This window comes from Ruegeria sp. CDSC025 (genome assembly GCF_059610805.1).
In genome coordinates this window covers 201,567-218,836 of record NZ_JBXWOJ010000006.1, presented here as the reverse complement: position 1 = coordinate 218,836, position 17,270 = coordinate 201,567, and the positions used below count along the sequence as shown (strand labels likewise).

The following is a 17,270-nucleotide window of genomic DNA, read 5'->3' as shown; positions in this document are numbered from 1 at the left end:
GTGGCCCGTTCGTCTATCGGTTAGGACGCCAGGTTTTCAACCTGGAAAGAGGGGTTCGATTCCCCTACGGGCTACCATTTCTTCACACACCGAACTTTTCCTGACACAGGGCCTGCACCTGTCCCCAGACAGATTTGAATTCCGGCGTGTTTTCGGCGGCATAGTGGAAGTTCTTCATCAATCCCGTAAGCTGAGTGAAGACCTGGCGTACCTCGGCCTTGTCGGCGAACTGCGCGGTGGATTGAGTGACGCCATAGACCAGTTTGAACGTCATCTTCTGACGCTCTAGCGGAACCGACGCATCCACCGGGTCAAAGGCATCCTGCTGCAGATAGACCATGTCGACAAACAGCGCCTTTTGCTGAGTCACAAAATCCTCGATCGTGACCCCTTCCTCGCCGGTCACCTGCATCATCTGGTCAACCTGTTCGCCCCTTTCGATCAATGCCAGCAAGTCGCGCACTTTGGCCGTCCATCCGGCTTCGGCGTTGGTGTCGTACCAGTCCGAGAGCTGTTCCAGATAACGCGACCAGCTGAGCATCGGATCGACTGCGGGATAGAACCGCTTGTAGGCGCGTTCGGACGACAGGCCGAGGAAACACTTCACCGTGGACAGCGTCGATTGCGTGACCGGTTCATCAAAGTTCCCACCTGCCGGTGACACGGTCCCGATCAGGGTCAGGCTGCCGGTGTCCCCATCATTGGTCTTCATCGCTCCGGCGCGTTCGTACAACCCCTTGATCGAGCTTTCGAGATAGGCGGGAAAGCCCTCTTCCCCCGGAATTTCTTCGAGCTTGCCGGAGGTCTCGCGCATGGCCTGAGCCCAGCGGCTGGTACTGTCCGCAATCAGCAGCACGTCGTACCCCATCTGGCGGTAATATTCGCCCAGGGTGATCCCGGTGAATATAGACGCCTCGCGCGCGGCTACGGGCATCGAGGAGGTGTTGCAGATGATGATCGTCCGGTCCATCAGACTGCCGCCAGTGGTCGGGTCGGTCATCTTCGGGAATTCCGCAATCGTCTCGACAACCTCACCCGCGCGTTCACCACAGGCCACCACGATCACGATGTCCACCTTGGCGTTGCGTGCAATCAGGTTCTGCAGCACCGTCTTGCCTGCGCCGAACGGACCGGGAATACAGGCCGTCCCACCGCGGGCTATCGGAAAGAACGTGTCGATCAGGCGCTGAGAGGTCAGGACAGGTTCGGTTGGATAGAGCCGCTCGGACAAGGTGCGTTTCAGAACGTTTTCCGGCAAAGCCCGCCGTACCGGCCATTTCTGCGACAGGGTCAGCGTGTGCTCACCCCCCTGTGCATCTTCAAGCCGCGCCACGATATCATGGATCATGGCCGCACCCTTCTGAACCCAAATGACTTTGTAGTCCCCAACCCAATTAAAGGGCAGCATGATCTTATGGGTGAAATGCCCCTCGGGCACCGCCCCGATGCTGTCGCCTGCTGTGACCGTGTCGCCCACCTTGACCGATGGGGTAAACGACCACTTTGCCTGAGTGTCCAGGGGCGCAACGTCCGCCCCACGCGGCAGAAAGGTTCCGAATTCTGCCGCCACCTTGGCCAAAGGCGACTGCAAGCCGTCAAACACCTGCCCCAACAGCCCAGGACCAAGTTCGACCGAGAGCAGCTGCCCCGATTGTTCGACCGGGTCGCCCACGGCGACGCCATCAGTGCTTTCGTAAACCTGCACATCGGCAGTGTCGCCCCGCACCCGTAACACTTCGGCTTTCAGACGTTCCTGACGTCCACCGGGGCCGGGCCGCGTGGGCAGAATGAAAACGACCTCATTCTTGACCAGCTGTCCGGGATGGCCTGTGGCATCAGGGTTCGCCTGAATTTGTACCAGCCCTTCCTGTACCGAGACGACGCGGGCAGTAGAGGTCTGCGTGGCGGAGGTTGGGGCTGTCATGCGCTTACTCCCTCAAAATCCAAGTCGATCGCACTTGCCATGGCGTGTTGCGCCAGTTTCTCAAAGCGCGTTGCCGCGTCACGCGCATTGCTTTGCGCCCAGCGATCAAAAATATTCCAGATCAGAACATAAATCGCCACGGCTTCGAAATCGAACAGATGGCGCGCGGCGTAGCGTTTCAGTTGCATATGGCTGACCGACAAAAGCAACCGTTCAAGCCCCAGGGGGTCATCGACATCCAGCAAGTGTTTGGCTTCTTTGATCCAGGGCATTGGGGTTTCCAGCCGAAAGGCAGGGTCGCCCCAGTTGGCTGGAATGTGTCGGCTCCAGCGTCCAATGCCATAGACGCCACTAGGTGCAGCACCCCCCTGTTTGCGCAGGCGCAGCGCGGCAACCGCAGTCCTCAAATCCATCCGTTCCATGAACAGCTTGCGCAAGGTCGGTTGTGGAATGTGCCGGAGCGCTTCTTTGCATCGCTCAATGGTCTGTGCATCCGAGACGTTCATATCATAGTTGTTCCAGTTCAGAGCGTGTTCCATTACCTCCAGAACCCGCGCATCCGCTGGTGTCAGCACCCGCAATCGCCGGTCCAGCCTGAGCCGCGACAGCGGAGGTTGTTTGGCAATGAACAACCGTTCCGAGCCCGGCAGGCTGCTGATCAGCGCGATATAGGCGTCAGGGTCCGACATGTTACCGGATCACACCTTCCAAAACGGCACGAAAGCGCGGCTGCAAATGTTCCATCAACAACGAGGCGACGGCCTTATCGGTCAGATCCAGAACAACCCCCTGTTCATCAGCCCGGATGCGGATGCCATTCTGGGTGTCATCCGCGCTGTGCAGCTCAACCTGTTCCTTCAGCATTTCAGCCGTCAGTCCCAGAACGTAACGCGTCAGCTTTCCCGACTGAATATCATCGGCGTTCTGTTTGATGTCATCCTGAGTGGCGACCCTGGGAGGCAGTATGACCTGCGCGGACCCTTCCAGTCTGGCGTCTGACGCGGCGCGACCGACGACTTCAAGGATCATTTGTTTCAGCAGTTCAGGATCAGTCATTTCTTGGGTGACCAGCCGTTCAACATCCTTGCGGAATCGATCTGTCAGACCGGCCTTCATTGTAAGCACCGCATCACGCATCGCTGTGTTCAGCGCCTCTTCTCCGGCTGTGCGATAATTATCCGCTTCGGCACGGGCCTTTTTCCGATACTCATCTACGTCGCGCTTGGCATCGGCAAGAATTTTGGCCGCCTCGGCTTTGGCTTCAGCGCGCAGATTGTCTGCATCGGCCTGACCGGCAGCCACACCATCGCTGCGCAGCTTGTCGATCAGCGCATCCACCCCATGCGAAATCATCCCGTCCTGTGCCATCAGCTAATCCCCGCGCTGATGACCAAAGCAAAGACAAAGGCAAATACGCCAAAGCCCTCGATGATTGCAGCCGGCGCAAGTGCCAGGCCAAAAATCTCGGGCTTTTCCTTGGTTGCGTTGATCGCTGCAGCACAGGCCCTTCCCTGCCAGATGCCGCAATACATCAGGGCGACGCCTGACAGGATACCGATCCCGAACAGCCCGCCTGCATTTTCAGGCGTCACATCGCGGTTCAGCGTGAACATGATGACGATGCCGTAGATCACCATCGTCGATGGAAAGGCCGACACGCCGATAAACCGGCCATACCCGCCTTCGGTTTCCGTCATCGCTCCGATACTGGCCTGTCCAGCAATGGAACAGCCAATCGCGCTTGCTGCGGCGCCCAGCGCCATGGGGGCATAGATTCCCAACCAGCCCAATGTAAGTACAAGCTCATTCATTCCTGAACCTCCTTGCGGGCGAACGGGCGAAAGACGATGCCTTCATCCGGCAGACCCCATTTAAAGAATTCGATGTAATTGAGACGTAATCCGTGAACGACGCCGCTCATCATGGCGAGCGCGAAATTGAGGATGTGCCCGGCGATCAGGATCAACACTCCGAACAGAAGGCCCAGCCCTTTCAGGGACTGCATCACCGAGACCGCCAGATCGTTGAACGTGATCGCCAGCGAAGCCGAGGCCAGCCCCAGCGCAAACAGGCGCATATAGCTAAGCACATCGCCAAAGGCCCCCATCGCCCCGGCCAACCCCTGCACGCCCTCTATCAGGCGCCACAGCCAGTCAGAGGGTTTGGCAATCTCGCGCTCGCTAGTGAACAGAAGGATCGCCAAGGCCCCAGCGATCATGATCGCGGCCCCCGGTGCAGTTGGTCCGCCTTTCATATAGCTCAGCCACAGTATAAACCCGCCGATCAACACCGCGATCCAGCCAAGATTGGCAACGGAACTGCGCCGCCCCCAAGACGCGCGTGCTGCAAGCGCATTCGCCATTATCAGGTGCAGAACGCCGACCACGATTGAAATCATCATCATCGAGTCGAAATTGTTCAGGTCCAACAGCTTGAGTTTCCCCCAGATCGTGCCCGAGGTCGGGGAAGCGCCAAAATAGCTTCCAACCAAAATCCCGTACAGGACCGTCGCGCCCGAGATGATCAGACCATAAAGCCGCCACGATCTTTTCGCCGGTGTATTGTCGAGACGTTTCCAGAAGGCCAACAGCCCCAGCAGGATAACCAGGCCATAGCCGGCATCCGCAACGATCATCGCAAAGAAGATCGCGAACGAGACGGACACGATTATGCTGGGGTCCCATTCTCGGTACCCAGGAACCTGATAGAACAGGGCAAGGTCTACCGCTGCACTGCGATTTTCCGGCTGCTCAAGCAGCGTCGGAGGCATCTCGTTCGGGGCCGGGTCTTCGATCAAAACAGCGGCGTTCTGCGAATTGGCCATGTCCAGGACAGCCTCGACCTGATCGCTGGGTACCCAACCCTGCAAGGCAAACACTTTGCCTTCGTCGCGGACCTTTTGCGTGGCATGGGCCAGTTCGGCTGCGCTTTCGGCGGCGGCAAGATTACGCCGCATCAACGTCAGAAAACGGGTCTGCCCGATACGCTCGGCTTCCAGCGCCTCAATGGCGATTTCGGCCTCTTCCAGCTGAGCTTCAAGCTCGTGAATGGGCAACGAACCCGTATGGGTGCGCGGCACTGGAAGGATGTCGTCTTCGGGATCTTCCGGGGCGATCAGAACGGCGTATAGAAACCGGTGATCCTCTTGCAGGATGGCCCAGGGCAACTGAAGCTCCGCCAGTGCCTCACGGTGCTTTAGCGGCAGTTGATAGAACCAAAGCCGGTTGCCTGCCAACACATCACTCGGCGGAAAATCCAGATCTCCCCACGGGCGCACCTGAGCGATCCGGTGGGCCAAAAAATCCCGGTGGTCGGTCATATCCCGTATGCGCTGCATCAAGTCCAGGACTTCACCGACGAACTGGTCCATATCAAAACCAGAATCGCGCCGAACCTGACGGCGCGTTTCCGACGATTCTTTCAAGAACCGCAATGCTTTATACGCATCTCGGGCTCCACGCTCGTTGATCCGCTCTGGCTCTGCCGGCGGCGGTGCCAAAGGTAAAACATGCATGCATCCCAATGTCTGCAGCGCGCCCAGAGTGTCCCCCTTGTTCGCGGCGCGGCCGACCAAAGACAGTTTTTTCAGCCTTGCAACACTCATGCCGCTACCTCCTTCGCATGTTTGCGTTTGGAGATTTTCGAGCGCACAACGGATTGCATCTGTTCATCGCTCAGATAGATGCGGATTTTCTTGATGTTGGCCCTGGCGCGCGGGATCAACACCTTCTCGAACAGATTGACGCGCTGGGTGATCGTGGCGACTGATTTGTCAAAAATCCTGACCCTTTCTTCGGCCACTTTCACGCGCAATCGGGCTTCGATCATGTCATGCAACAAACGCGCCACTGCATCCACCCAATGTGGCTTGGCCAAAAGGGAATACGGACGTACCGCGACCTCGATTCGGTCCAGATCGGGCATGGTAACGCCAACCACGTTGACCTTCTTCAGTCGGTAATCCTTTAGTTCGACCAACCCTTCCAGGTCGACACCTTGTTGCGCCAGCATGGGCAGCTTTTCCCCGACCTGCTGTGCCAAGCGCGTCACCTCCTCCTGCAGGTGCTGCACATTTTTACGTGCCTTGGCCCGTTCAGCCATCAGTTGCTGACGCTTCAGGTCCAGAGACGGCAAGAACCGCTCATAGCTTTTCAGCTGCGTCTGCTCGCGTGCAAGCGACGATTTATTCAGCTGCAACCGCGCCATGTGCATCCTTTGGGAAGTATTTGTCGATCAGATCCTGCTTCATCAGCAACTGCTCGGGGGCAAAGCATTCAGCTAGTGTCTTCCATGCCAGATCTAACGCATCCTCCAGCGGAATCGAGACGTTGATGTCCATAAAGCGTTTTCGGAACAAAGCGCCGAATTTCAGCAACTGGTTGTCATAATCCGATAGGTCAAACGCCATGGCCTGTTTCTGCGCGGCATCTCGGCTTTCGGAATAGAACCGGATCATCGTGTTCATGATCTGGCCGTGGTCTTCGCGCGTGGTCTTGCCGATTACATTCTGCTTGAGGCGCGACAAACTGCCGAACGGGTCGATCACCCCGGAATGCAGGTAAAACTGGCCTTCAGTGATATATCCGGTGTTGTCCGGCACCGGATGCGTCACGTCATTCCCGGGCATGGTTGTGACAGTCAGCACAGTAACCGATCCACCTTTGGCATAGTCGCAAGCTTTCTCATACCGTCGTGCCAGTTGCGAGTAGAGATCGCCCATATATCCACGCTGCGATGGGACGCGTTCCTGGCTGATCCCAACCTCTTTCATCGCATCGGCATAGGCGGTCATATCCGTCAGCAGGACCAGAACACGCTTGCCCTCTTCCACAGCGAATTTCTCGGCAACGGCCAGCGCCATATCCGGCACCAACAGGCGTTCTACCAACGGGTCCATGGCCTGATTGACGAACATCACGGTCCGCGAGAACACGCCCGCATCCTCGAACGAGGTTCTGAACGTGTGGAAGTCGTCAAAAATCAGCCCTAGCCCGCCAAACACAACAATATCCGCATCCGCCTGAATGCCGATGCGGCTGAGAAACGCGTTGAACGGCTCGCCGGATACCGAAAATATTGGGATCTTCTGGCTTTCGACCAGCGTATTGAACACGTCGATCATCGGCACATCCGTGCGAATCATCTTGTTGGGAACCGACCGCTCAACCGGATTCACCGTCGGTCCCCCAATGTCGATGCGCGGTTCGGCAGACAAGTCCGGACCGCCGTCAATCGCCTCGCCTGCGCCGTCAAACACCCGGCCCAGAATATTGGCCGAATACGGGGTTTGCATCGGATGACCAAGGAACGTTGCTGTCGCCTCGGTCGAAATCCCCTTGGTACCCGAGAACACTTGCAAGGTTATCACATCGCGGTCGATGAAGATGACTTGCGCCAGCGTTCTGTGCCCATCGACCGTTTCGATCACGGCCAGATCGTTGAAACGCACCGTCGCGTCAGCGGACCCGTCACTCGGAACTTTTATCTTTAGCGTATCCCCCACGATCTCGAGAACGCGGGTAAATTTCAGAAGACTTCGGGACATTGCTGATCCTCTTAGCCTGAAAACTTGATTGAACTCAAATCGTGCAGCAAACGGTCACAAAGGTCTGCTTTTCAAATGGACCCACATCACAGCGTCTGCCGAAAAACCACGCGCGCGACCCTGCATTCAAGGGGTCTGCGAACTGAAATTAATGGGCAAATGGTGCTTTAAAACATGATATAAATCAATTCATTTTCAGAAATTTATCCCTGCCATCACCTCAATTACTAAAAATTTAGTTTGACACGCAGGAGGCAAATCGCTGATGCTGATCGTCATCCGGTCTGCGCCGGATCACATTATCTTTGGGAGGAAACAGATGCGGAGACATCTACTTTCCGCAGTGGCGGCGGCTGCCGTCATTGCGGGGCACGGTCCCGTTTGGGCCGACGAAGCCGCAGCACAACGCTGGATCGACGACGAATTCCAGCCATCAACCCTGTCGAAAGACGAACAGATGGCTGAGATGCAATGGTTCATCGAAGCTGCACAGCCTTACAATGGCATGGAAATCAACGTCCTGTCCGAAGGCATCCCTACGCACTCTTACGAATCTGAGGTTCTGACCAAGGCGTTCGAAGAAATTACCGGCATCAAGGTCAATCACCAGATTCTGGGTGAAGGCGAAGTAGTTCAAGCCGTTCAAACCCAGCTGCAAACAGGTCGGAACCTGTATGACGGCTACGTGAACGACAGTGACCTGATCGGCACCCACTCGCGTCTGCAGTTGGCGTATCCGCTGACCGACATGATGGGTGGCGACTGGGCGGGCACGACCTCTCCGACGCTGGATCTGGATGACTTCATGGGCATTCAGTTCACCACCGGTCCGGATGGCAAGCTGTATCAGCTGCCTGATCAGCAGTTTGCGAACCTCTACTGGTTCCGCAAGGACTGGTTCGACGATGAGGCAAACAAAGCCGCGTTCAAAGAGAAGTACGGCTATGATCTGGGCGTTCCGGTCAACTGGTCCGCTTACGAAGACATCGCCGATTTCTTTACCAACGATGTGAAAGAAGTCGACGGTACCGCGATCTATGGCCACATGGATTACGGCAAGCGCGCACCTGACCTGGGTTGGCGTATGACCGACGCGTGGCTGTCGATGGCTGGTGCTGGCGACAAGGGTGAGCCGAACGGTATCCCCGTTGACGAATGGGGCATCCGTATGGAAGCGGGCACCTGTAACCCTGTTGGCGCTTCTGTGTCGCGCGGCGGTGCTGCGAACGGTCCAGCTGCGGTCTATGCGATCCGCAAATGGGACGAATGGCTGCGCAACTATGCACCTCCAGGTGCCGCGTCTTATGACTTCTACCAGTCGCTGCCGGCGCTTAGTCAAGGCAACGTGGCCCAGCAAATCTTCTGGTACACCGCCTTTACCGCCGACATGGTGAAGCCGAAGTCCGAAGGCAACAACACCGTCGACGACGAAGGCACACCGCTTTGGCGGATGGCGCCGAGCCCGCATGGCCCCTATTGGGAAGATGGTCAGAAGGTTGGGTATCAGGACGTGGGATCCTGGACCTTCCTGAAGTCGACCCCTGCGGATCGTGCTCAGGCGGCTTGGCTGTATGCCCAGTTCGTGACATCCAAGACGGTCGACGTGAAGAAGTCCCATGTGGGTCTGACTTTCATTCGCGACAGCTCGGTCAACCACGAGTCGTTCACCGAACGCGCGCCCAAGCTGGGTGGTTTGGTCGAGTTCTATCGCTCACCTGACCGCGTGGCATGGTCGCCGACCGGCATCAACGTGCCGGATTATCCAAAGCTGGCCCAGATCTGGTGGCAGCAGATCGGTGACGTGAACTCGGGTGCCTTCACTCCGCAAGAAGCGATGGATCGTCTGGCCGAAGAGATGGACATCACAATGGGCCGGATGCAGGCCGCGGATGAAAGCGCCGGTGTCTACGGCGGTTGTGGTCCGCGCTTGAACGAGCCGCAGGATGCGTCCTTCTGGCTGGAAAAGCCGGGTTCGCCAAAAGCCAAGCTGGAGAACGAAAAGCCGCAAGGCCAGACCGTCAACTATGACGAACTGGTTCAGCGCTGGCAGTCCCAGTAAGCGTAAACTCGTAGGCCGGGCTCAGACCCGGCCTACCCCCAAATACCCCCAGAGAACACCAGATGATCGAACTTCAAGACGCGACCAAACGAGTCGGCAACGTCATCCATATCAAACCCACGAATCTGACGCTGCAAACAGGCCATTTCAATGTGTTACTGGGTGCCACCGGTTCCGGGAAAACATCACTGATCAAGATGATGGCCGGACTGGATCCGATCGCCGCAGGCAAGGTCCTGATGGACGGGCAGGACGTGACCCGGCTGAATACGCAGAAGCGTAAGATCAGTCTGGTGCACCAGTTTTTCGTCAATTACCCCCATATGAGCGTTTTCGACAACATTGCCTCGCCCCTGCGCGTAGCAGGCATGGCGAAAAGCGAAATCGAAGGCCGCGTGGAAGAGGCCGCTGATCTGCTGCAGCTGCGCCCGATGCTGCAGCGCCGCCCGCACGAGCTGTCGGGTGGACAACAACAACGCACCGCTTTGGCCCGCGCGATTGCCAAGGAAAGCCGGGCCGTGTTCCTTGATGAACCCCTTGCCAATCTGGACTACAAACTGCGCGAAGAGCTACGCGAGCAACTTCCTGATCTTTTTGCCGGACGCGGGGCCGTTGTGGTCTATGCGACTTCAGAACCGGAAGAAGCATTGCTGCTCGGTGGTCATACCGCTCTGATGGCAGACGGCCGGGTCACCCAATTTGGGCCAACCGCTGATATCTACCGCAATCCGGAAAACATCGCTGCCGCACGTGTGTTCTCGGATCCGCCCATCAACGTCGCGCATATCACCGTCTCGGGTGCGCAGGCGCAACTTGCAGGGGGCGGTGGATGGGCCGTCACCGGCATCGCAGACGGTGAATACACAGTTGCGGTACGCCCGCATCGCGTGACGCCATTCCGCACATCGGACGCAGATGTAGAACTGACCGGGCGTGTGATCGTGACCGAGCTATCCGGATCTGACTCCAGTGCGCATTTCCAACATGGGAACGACGCATGGGTTTCATTGGCGGCGGGCGTACATCCCTATCAGGTTGGCGAAGACCATAGTTTCTATATGAATCCGGCCCATTGCCGGTATTTCGGCCAAGACGGCAAAAGGGTGGCCTGACATGGCACAGATCAAGCTTTCAAACCTTCGACACAGCTATATGCCATCGCCGCAAGGCCCCGAGGATTATGCGCTGAAGGAAATCGACGTCACTTGGCGCGATGGTGGGGCCTATGCGCTGCTGGGGCCATCAGGCTGCGGCAAGTCTACGCTGCTGAACATCATCTCGGGCCTGCTGACACCCTCCGAGGGGCAGATCCTGTTTGATGACCGCGACGTGACCGCCCTGCCCCCTGATCAGCGCAACATTGCGCAGGTTTTTCAGTTTCCAGTGATCTACGACACGATGACCGTAGGCGAGAACCTAGCCTTTCCTCTGAAAAACCGGGGCGTTGACGCGGCAACCATCAAGCGGCGTGTTGATGAGATTGCCGAAATGCTGGATGTCGCGGATATGCTGGGCACCAAAGCCTCTGGCCTGAGCCCGGACAACAAGCAAAAAATCTCGATGGGGCGCGGACTAGTGCGCGATGACGTGAATGCGGTGATGTTTGATGAGCCGCTGACCGTGATCGACCCGCATCTGAAATGGAAACTGCGGTCCAAGTTGAAAGAGCTGCACCAGCGCGTAAAAGCCACAATGATCTACGTCACCCACGACCAGACCGAGGCGTTGACTTTTGCTGATGAAGTCGTGGTCATGCAGGATGGTGAAGTGGTTCAGATTGGTACGCCGGTTGAACTGTTCGAGCGGCCTCAGCATACATTCGTTGGTCACTTTATCGGCTCGCCCGGCATGAATGTCTTGCCCTGCGAGACCAAGGGCGATCGCGCTATTTTCGAAGGGCATGAGGTGGTCTTGGAAGGTCCGACCCATGGTGAAGGTGGTCGCACCGATCTAGGAATACGCCCGGAATATGTAGGCTTCGGCCAATCCGGCATACCGGCACATGTCACCAAAGTAGCCGATATCGGGCGCCATTACGTGGTCAGTGCCATGGTTGGGAACACACCGATCAAGGCCGTCACCGAACACAATGCGCCCGAACAAGGCTCGATGGTCTTTCTGCAATTCAAACCCGAGCAGTCCCGCGTCTATCGCGACGGCTGGATCGCAACGCAGGAGCGGGCCCAATGAGAACAATAAACCAAAGAGCATGGTTCTTTGTCCTGCCGGTTCTGGCACTGGTTGCGTTCAACGCGCTGGTGCCAATGATGACGGTAGTCAACTACTCGGTGCAGGAGACCTTCGGCAATAACCAGTTCTTCTGGGAAGGGCTGGGATGGTTCGAACAGATCCTGCGCTCCGACCGTTTTCAGGCCGCACTTGGGCGACAGTTCCTGTTTACCTTCATGATCCTGATCATCGAGGTGCCCTTGGGCATCATCGTCGCGCTATCCATGCCGCGTAAAGGCTTTTGGGTGCCGGTCTGTCTGGTTCTGATGGCCCTGCCGATGCTGATACCGTGGAATGTGGTGGGCTCGATGTGGAACATCTTTACGCTGCCCAAGATCGGCCTGCTTGGATACTTCCTAAATGACGTTTTGGGCATCAACTATGACATGACCCAACAGCCTCTGTCGGCCTGGATCACTGTCATCATCATGGATGTCTGGCACTGGACTTCGCTGGTGGTTCTACTGTGCTATGCGGGCCTGGTTTCGATCCCGGACGCCTATTATCAGGCGGCCAAGATCGACGGTGCAAGCCCGTGGTCAGTGTTCCGGTATATCCAGTTACCCAAGATGAAGACGGTTCTGACAATCGCCATCCTGCTGCGGTTCATGGACAGTTTCAATATCTACACCGAACCCTTCGTTTTGACTGGCGGGGGTCCCGGAAACTCGACCACCTTACTGTCGATCGATCTTGTAAAGATCGCACTGGGACAGTTCGACCTTGGCCCTGCGGCTGCGATGAGCTTGATCTATTTCGCCATCACACTGCTGGTCTCATGGGTCTTCTACACTCTGATGACAAAGGATGACGCCGAATGAAAAAGCGCTCCCTCATCCCGATCCTCTATATCGCGTTCCTGATGTTGCCGATCTATTGGCTAGTGGCGATGTCCTTCAAGACCACGAACGAGATCCTGTCGGGCTTTTCTCTGTTCCCGCAGACCTTTACGCTGGAAAATTACATCACGATCTTCACAGACCCGACGTGGTATTGGGGCTACATCAACTCGATCACCTATGTGACGCTGAACACGGTACTTTCCGTCTGTGTAGCCCTGCCAGCGGCCTATGCGTTCTCACGCTATCGGTTCCTAGGGGACAAGCAGTTGTTCTTCTGGCTGCTGACCAACCGGATGGCACCGGCTGCTGTGTTCGCCTTGCCGTTCTTTCAGCTCTATTCGTCAATTCAGTTGTTTGACACCTATCTGGCGGTGGCGCTGGCGCATACGCTGTTCAACGTGCCGCTAGCGGTGTGGATTTTGGAAGGGTTCATGCGTGGCATCCCCAAAGAGTTGGACGAAACCGCTTATGTGGACGGGTATTCCTTCCCGCGCTTTTTCGTCACGATATTCCTGCCAAATATCAAAGCGGGCGTAGGCGTCGCGGCATTCTTCTGCTTCATGTTCTCATGGGTCGAAATGCTGTTGGCCAAGACTCTGACAGCGGTCGAGGCCAAACCCATCGCTGCCGTAATGACCCGAACCGCGTCCAGCGCCGGGTACGAATTGGGCCTGCTGGCCGCCGCCGGGACGCTGACCATCATCCCCGGCGCCATCGTCATCTGGTTTGTCCGCAACTACATCGCGCGTGGTTTCGCGATGGGGCGTGTATGAGGTTCGATATGCGTAAACTGCTTTTGATCCCCTTTCTGATCCCGGGTTCGGCCTTGGCGCAAGCACAGGCCGGGTGGGGAAGTGTAGGTCAGCCCGAAGAAAAAGAGTTTTCCTGGACTGCGCCCTTGTGGCCGGATTTCTGGATGGCGTGGACACCGGCGACCCTGGCCGTATTTGTCGGCATCTTTTCAGCCATTGCGCTGATCGGTCTGCTGGAAGGGTTCAAATTCCGCGACGGGATTGAACGGCGCGGCGTTCTGGGCTTGACCACCACATTGGGCGACCGGCTGTTCATCACATTGCTTGGGGCAGCTTACATTTTTCTGGCCTGGTTAGGGCTAGTCGGGCAACCGGTCTGGACACCGCTGTTCCTGTCCGTCGGCTGGGGCGTTTTCGTGTTCTGGAAAGTTTAAGCTTTGCGAAACCATCAAAGGATGCTTGTCTGTCAGGCACAGGTAAAATGACGGCACTGGGATCAATGCGAAAGAAAAAGACGACAAACCTGCTGACCGAGGTCGAACTGGAGTTCATGAACGAACTCTGGGCTCTGGGTCAGGGCTCGGTGCGTGATGTACTGGACCGGCTGCCACCAGATCGGAACCTGGCCTATACGTCAGGGGCCACAATCCTTCGCATTCTTGACGAAAAAGGCTTTGTAGAAAGTCGCAAAAACGGCAAGACCCTGAGTTATACGCCGCTTCTGGAAAAGGATAGGTATCAGGCGCGCTCACTGCAGAACCTGTCACGAACCTTGTTCGATGACACACCAGCCACGTTGGTTGCACGGTTGGTAGATGACGCCGGTCTGAGCGAGGCAGATCTTGAGGATATTCGGGCACTGGTAGAGAGGAGACTGCAAAATGACAGCGGTTAAACCGGTTCTCGACGCATTTCTCGAACTGAATCTGGTTCTTGCCCTAGCAGCGATTGTATGGATCGCGGCAAGATACGTGGTTTCAATGACGCAGATGCGACACGGGTTTGTTGCACAGCTGCGCGCATTGAAAATTCTGTGTCTTTGCGTACTGCTCAGCCCCCTTTTGGCAATCGGGGCTGGTTTGGTCATGGCGATGTATTCCGTTGAAGGCGGGGTCGCCATTGGGGATCTTGCCGTTGCCGCCTATCTGCGTGGCGATATCGCCATGCCCGCCACCCAGTTCGAGGCCCTGCTCAATACCCGGCAAAGGTGGATCGAACAGACCCTTGCAGGAGAAAACCCGATTATATCGGCAATCTTGGTGGTAATGGCGCTCTATTCTGCGGTCTGCATCCTGCGCATTATCCGTGACGGTTTGGCAATCCGAGGCATTGTTCGCTCCAGCTATCTGTGGCGAAGCTCGGAAAAGGTCGATATCCGCCTGTCCGACCGGGTCACAGTCCCCTTCGCCGTTCGCGGTTTGTGGCGCAGGCATGTGGTATTGCCCAGCCATCTGCTCAACACCCCCAGCGATATGCGGTTTGCCCTTGCACACGAGCTGCAACATGTAAGGGCTGCCGATGTTGAATGGGAACTGGGGTTCGAGCTTTTGCGGCCGTTCCTGTTCTGGAACCCGGCATATCTGATTCTCAAGTTTCAATTCGATCGGCTGCGCGAGCTGGCCTGTGATCAATCCGTCGTTTCGCGCCGTGAAATCAACGCGGTCGAATACACGTCCTGCCTGCTGAACTATTGCTCCAATTCAGTAATGCGCGGCAGCCCGCGTGTATTGAACGTAGCATTGGTTAAAGGGGGCAAGGCCAAACGCGTCTTGCGTCAACGTGTGATTGCCCTGGCAGATGCCCCTGCAATCCAACCCACAATGCCCCCTCTGTTCTTTGCCTTAAGCGTGGCTTTTGCTGTGATATTGGCGTTAGGCGCTGCGTCATTGCAGCCTGTAGACGACTGGAGCCATGACAGGTTGATGCTGTCGACCGTTGTGAACCTTGAACGGTTGGAAGCCCGCAATCAGGGCAACTGACCCTTATTCGTGGGAAATAATTTCGAAGGATCTGCAGCGCGACGCACATTCTTGCAGCGAAGCCAATCCGCGTTTGCAGAAGAAAGAAATCGCAGGTTGCTTGGTGAAACAGGCTGAGTGGCGGTGCTGTCAGGCAAATTCGAACCAGTCTCAGTCTACCTCAGAAAGCTGAAAATTAGGCGAAACTAAATTGGCTCCACGCCGAAAGAGCGGCGGTTCAACTGAGTTTGAACTTGTCGCGTGAGTAAAGCTGCCGTTCATGATTGAAATGACTATGGACGGAAGTGTCGTCTGCGGCAAACTTTTGCAAACACCGCCTTTGCCGGAGGCAGAGCATCGCACGTTCTTTTCGCCGACGGAAGATGTGAATACTCAGCAAGATTGTTCTTCCTACGGCCAGTTTCTTGTCCTAACGCATTCCCTATGACTTTCATCGCCGCGTCGTAAGAGTGCAACTTGTCAGTGACGACGAAACCCTGACTGGCCCCATCGTTTCATCGCTTTCTTCAAGTGTAAAAGGGCCGCAACACGATCCCGGCGCTTCGTGACATAGATTTCCAGCACCTCGCCTTCATTGTCGGATTCCCGCCACGGGTGATATTGCTTGCCGTTGATCTTCAATAATAACCTTATTTAGATGCCGCTACCAGTTCGCGAAACATCGCATCCGATTTATGCGTTTTCGGCTAATTTCTGCGGCACAGATAGGGCCAAACCTATTCAACCAGAATCGAACGAACACGATCACTGCTAGACGAATGATCTCAGGGTTGGTTTTGAAGCAGCAAAAAAGTGAGCGTTTTTGTCATCAAGCGAAGCTACGAAACTGCCCTGCCTGTCTCAAGCCAATTTCCCCTGCACCACCCGTTCAAATGTTCAGGGCTTGCGGATCGAATGGCACAAGAATCTCCTGATTTTCTGTACCTCGGATCAAAAGTTGGTTTCCCAGAGTTTCAACTGCAATCACCCTGGCTCCACTACGCCAACGAAGCGCCCCGATGACATGTGTAACCTCAACTTGGCGATCGGGGTTTAGATGAATGACGCCGTGATCGTTCGGGAAACTGTTTTCGACATTTCCCAGGATGGGCGAAGCGGCACCCTCCTCAACCCCAAGGCAGGCGAAGTGGCGGCTCGACCAAGGAGCATAATATCGACCACCGTTCGAATGCCACAACATCGTCATCGGCAAAGCCTGAGCCGATTTTAGCGACAGGAACATGTCGCCCTCCACCGGGCGAGTTACCGCGGTCCAACCCAATTTCTCTTCAGGCGAATCCAATCCAACAACAAAATCTTCACTCTGTGGAGACCATGGGTAGTTTGACAGATTCACTTCGCGGTCTTTCCCAGGAAAAGACGCCAACGTTTGGCTTTCAGCCGGATATCTAAGCGCTGAATAGCCTAAGGCCGGATCAACTTCCTGTTCAACCTTAGGCGTTCTCCAACACTGCTTTCGAGAGGTATGAATGATCCCACCATTGGGCAAGGATACATTTGCGTGATTTGCAACCGGCATCGCGCCGTCGCCACCAATGAAAGTGTGACGCTGGTAGACGAATGGATGCTCAGGATGCAGTGTAATCTCTTTTTGCAGCCTAGCTCCATAGACCGTTCTGTCGAGCTCAGCGCGCAAATAGCTGTCGGTCTTTTCTTCTAGTTTCCAACGAGAGTTAGCTGGCCACCCATGCAGCGGCGATGTCCCCTCAGTTGACCCGAATGGGGCGCAGAAGAAATCACCGCCGAGTTTTTCCAAATGAGGTGCTATACCTTCGGGCATAACTTCGTCTGTGCCGACCCAAGGTGCGCGATGTAGTGGTGAAATCTCAGCGTCACCGTCGTACACACTGAAACTCTCGATCAACCCCAACTGCAAATCGAATGAAAGCCGGATGCCTGTTGCGGACAGCGCGATCACAAACCACTCCTAGCCCAAAAAG

16 protein-coding genes, 1 tRNA gene and 1 pseudogene are annotated in these 17,270 nt (G+C 56.2%); 9 read left to right on the top strand and 9 right to left on the bottom strand.

What is annotated here, in order from left to right:
• The first annotated feature begins 2 nt into the window (after positions 1-2).
• A tRNA-Glu gene (locus AC2FH8_RS11435) sits at positions 3-77 on the top strand.
• A gap of 5 nt (positions 78-82) precedes the next feature.
• On the opposite strand, the gene AC2FH8_RS11430 is transcribed toward AC2FH8_RS11435, so the two are convergent.
• The 7 genes from AC2FH8_RS11430 to AC2FH8_RS11400 are packed head-to-tail and all read right to left on the bottom strand — an operon-like array spanning position 83 to position 7,469.
• Positions 83-1,924, bottom strand: a complete 1,842-nt coding sequence (locus tag AC2FH8_RS11430; RefSeq protein WP_496689808.1) for a V-type ATP synthase subunit A — start codon at positions 1,922-1,924, stop codon at positions 83-85.
• Positions 1,921-2,613 (bottom strand): hypothetical protein, encoded by a 693-nt coding sequence (locus AC2FH8_RS11425; RefSeq protein WP_496689807.1) that lies wholly within the window; start codon positions 2,611-2,613, stop codon positions 1,921-1,923. Before AC2FH8_RS11425 ends, AC2FH8_RS11430 begins: the two co-directional genes overlap by 4 nt.
• Before the next feature lies 1 nt (position 2,614).
• Positions 2,615-3,292 (bottom strand): hypothetical protein, encoded by a 678-nt coding sequence (locus AC2FH8_RS11420; RefSeq protein ID WP_496689806.1) that lies wholly within the window; start codon positions 3,290-3,292, stop codon positions 2,615-2,617.
• Positions 3,292-3,735 (bottom strand): ATP synthase subunit C, encoded by a 444-nt coding sequence (locus AC2FH8_RS11415; RefSeq protein ID WP_496689805.1) that lies wholly within the window; start codon positions 3,733-3,735, stop codon positions 3,292-3,294. The genes AC2FH8_RS11420 and AC2FH8_RS11415 overlap by 1 nt, the downstream gene beginning before the upstream one ends.
• Positions 3,732-5,528 carry a V-type ATP synthase subunit I gene (locus AC2FH8_RS11410; protein ID WP_496689804.1) on the bottom strand — a complete coding sequence of 599 codons (1,797 nt, stop codon included), beginning with the start codon at positions 5,526-5,528 and terminating at the stop codon, positions 3,732-3,734. Before AC2FH8_RS11410 ends, AC2FH8_RS11415 begins: the two co-directional genes overlap by 4 nt.
• Positions 5,525-6,130 (bottom strand): V-type ATP synthase subunit D, encoded by a 606-nt coding sequence (locus tag AC2FH8_RS11405; RefSeq protein WP_496689803.1) that lies wholly within the window; start codon positions 6,128-6,130, stop codon positions 5,525-5,527. Before AC2FH8_RS11405 ends, AC2FH8_RS11410 begins: the two co-directional genes overlap by 4 nt.
• The gene (locus AC2FH8_RS11400) at positions 6,108-7,469 is read right to left on the bottom strand and encodes a V-type ATP synthase subunit B (RefSeq protein ID WP_496689802.1); all 1,362 of its coding nucleotides are present in this window, start codon (positions 7,467-7,469) and stop codon (positions 6,108-6,110) included. Before AC2FH8_RS11400 ends, AC2FH8_RS11405 begins: the two co-directional genes overlap by 23 nt.
• 319 nt (positions 7,470-7,788) lie before the next feature.
• Between AC2FH8_RS11400 and AC2FH8_RS11395 the strand changes: the two genes are divergently transcribed.
• The 8 genes from AC2FH8_RS11395 to AC2FH8_RS11360 all read left to right on the top strand — a co-directional run bounded on the left by AC2FH8_RS11395 (position 7,789) and on the right by AC2FH8_RS11360 (position 15,330).
• On the top strand, positions 7,789-9,528 hold the full coding sequence (locus AC2FH8_RS11395) for an ABC transporter substrate-binding protein (RefSeq protein ID WP_271946219.1): 1,740 nt from the start codon (positions 7,789-7,791) through the stop codon (positions 9,526-9,528).
• Positions 9,529-9,590: 62 nt separating this feature from the next.
• On the top strand, positions 9,591-10,640 hold the full coding sequence (locus AC2FH8_RS11390) for an ABC transporter ATP-binding protein (protein ID WP_142634705.1): 1,050 nt from the start codon (positions 9,591-9,593) through the stop codon (positions 10,638-10,640).
• A 1-nt stretch (position 10,641) separates the two neighbouring features.
• On the top strand, positions 10,642-11,718 hold the full coding sequence (locus tag AC2FH8_RS11385) for an ABC transporter ATP-binding protein (protein ID WP_271946215.1): 1,077 nt from the start codon (positions 10,642-10,644) through the stop codon (positions 11,716-11,718).
• On the top strand, positions 11,715-12,578 hold the full coding sequence (locus tag AC2FH8_RS11380; RefSeq protein WP_142634709.1) for a carbohydrate ABC transporter permease: 864 nt from the start codon (positions 11,715-11,717) through the stop codon (positions 12,576-12,578). The genes AC2FH8_RS11385 and AC2FH8_RS11380 overlap by 4 nt, the downstream gene beginning before the upstream one ends.
• A complete protein-coding gene (locus tag AC2FH8_RS11375; protein ID WP_142634711.1) occupies positions 12,575-13,372 on the top strand; it encodes a carbohydrate ABC transporter permease in 798 nt (265 codons plus the stop codon). The genes AC2FH8_RS11380 and AC2FH8_RS11375 overlap by 4 nt, the downstream gene beginning before the upstream one ends.
• Before the next feature lie 8 nt (positions 13,373-13,380).
• Complete coding sequence (locus tag AC2FH8_RS11370) at positions 13,381-13,785, top strand: DUF2160 domain-containing protein (protein WP_281994827.1); 405 nt, start codon at positions 13,381-13,383, stop codon at positions 13,783-13,785.
• A 65-nt stretch (positions 13,786-13,850) separates the two neighbouring features.
• Complete coding sequence (locus tag AC2FH8_RS11365) at positions 13,851-14,246, top strand: BlaI/MecI/CopY family transcriptional regulator (protein ID WP_142634715.1); 396 nt, start codon at positions 13,851-13,853, stop codon at positions 14,244-14,246.
• The gene (locus tag AC2FH8_RS11360) at positions 14,233-15,330 is read left to right on the top strand and encodes a M56 family metallopeptidase (RefSeq protein ID WP_281994828.1); all 1,098 of its coding nucleotides are present in this window, start codon (positions 14,233-14,235) and stop codon (positions 15,328-15,330) included. The genes AC2FH8_RS11365 and AC2FH8_RS11360 overlap by 14 nt, the downstream gene beginning before the upstream one ends.
• Before the next feature lie 217 nt (positions 15,331-15,547).
• On the opposite strand, the pseudogene AC2FH8_RS11355 reads toward AC2FH8_RS11360, so the two are convergent.
• Positions 15,548-16,093: pseudogene (locus tag AC2FH8_RS11355) on the bottom strand (DDE-type integrase/transposase/recombinase).
• A 105-nt stretch (positions 16,094-16,198) separates the two neighbouring features.
• The gene (locus AC2FH8_RS11350) at positions 16,199-17,248 is read right to left on the bottom strand and encodes a hypothetical protein (RefSeq protein ID WP_496689801.1); all 1,050 of its coding nucleotides are present in this window, start codon (positions 17,246-17,248) and stop codon (positions 16,199-16,201) included.
• Between the last annotated feature and the right edge of the window lie 22 nt (positions 17,249-17,270).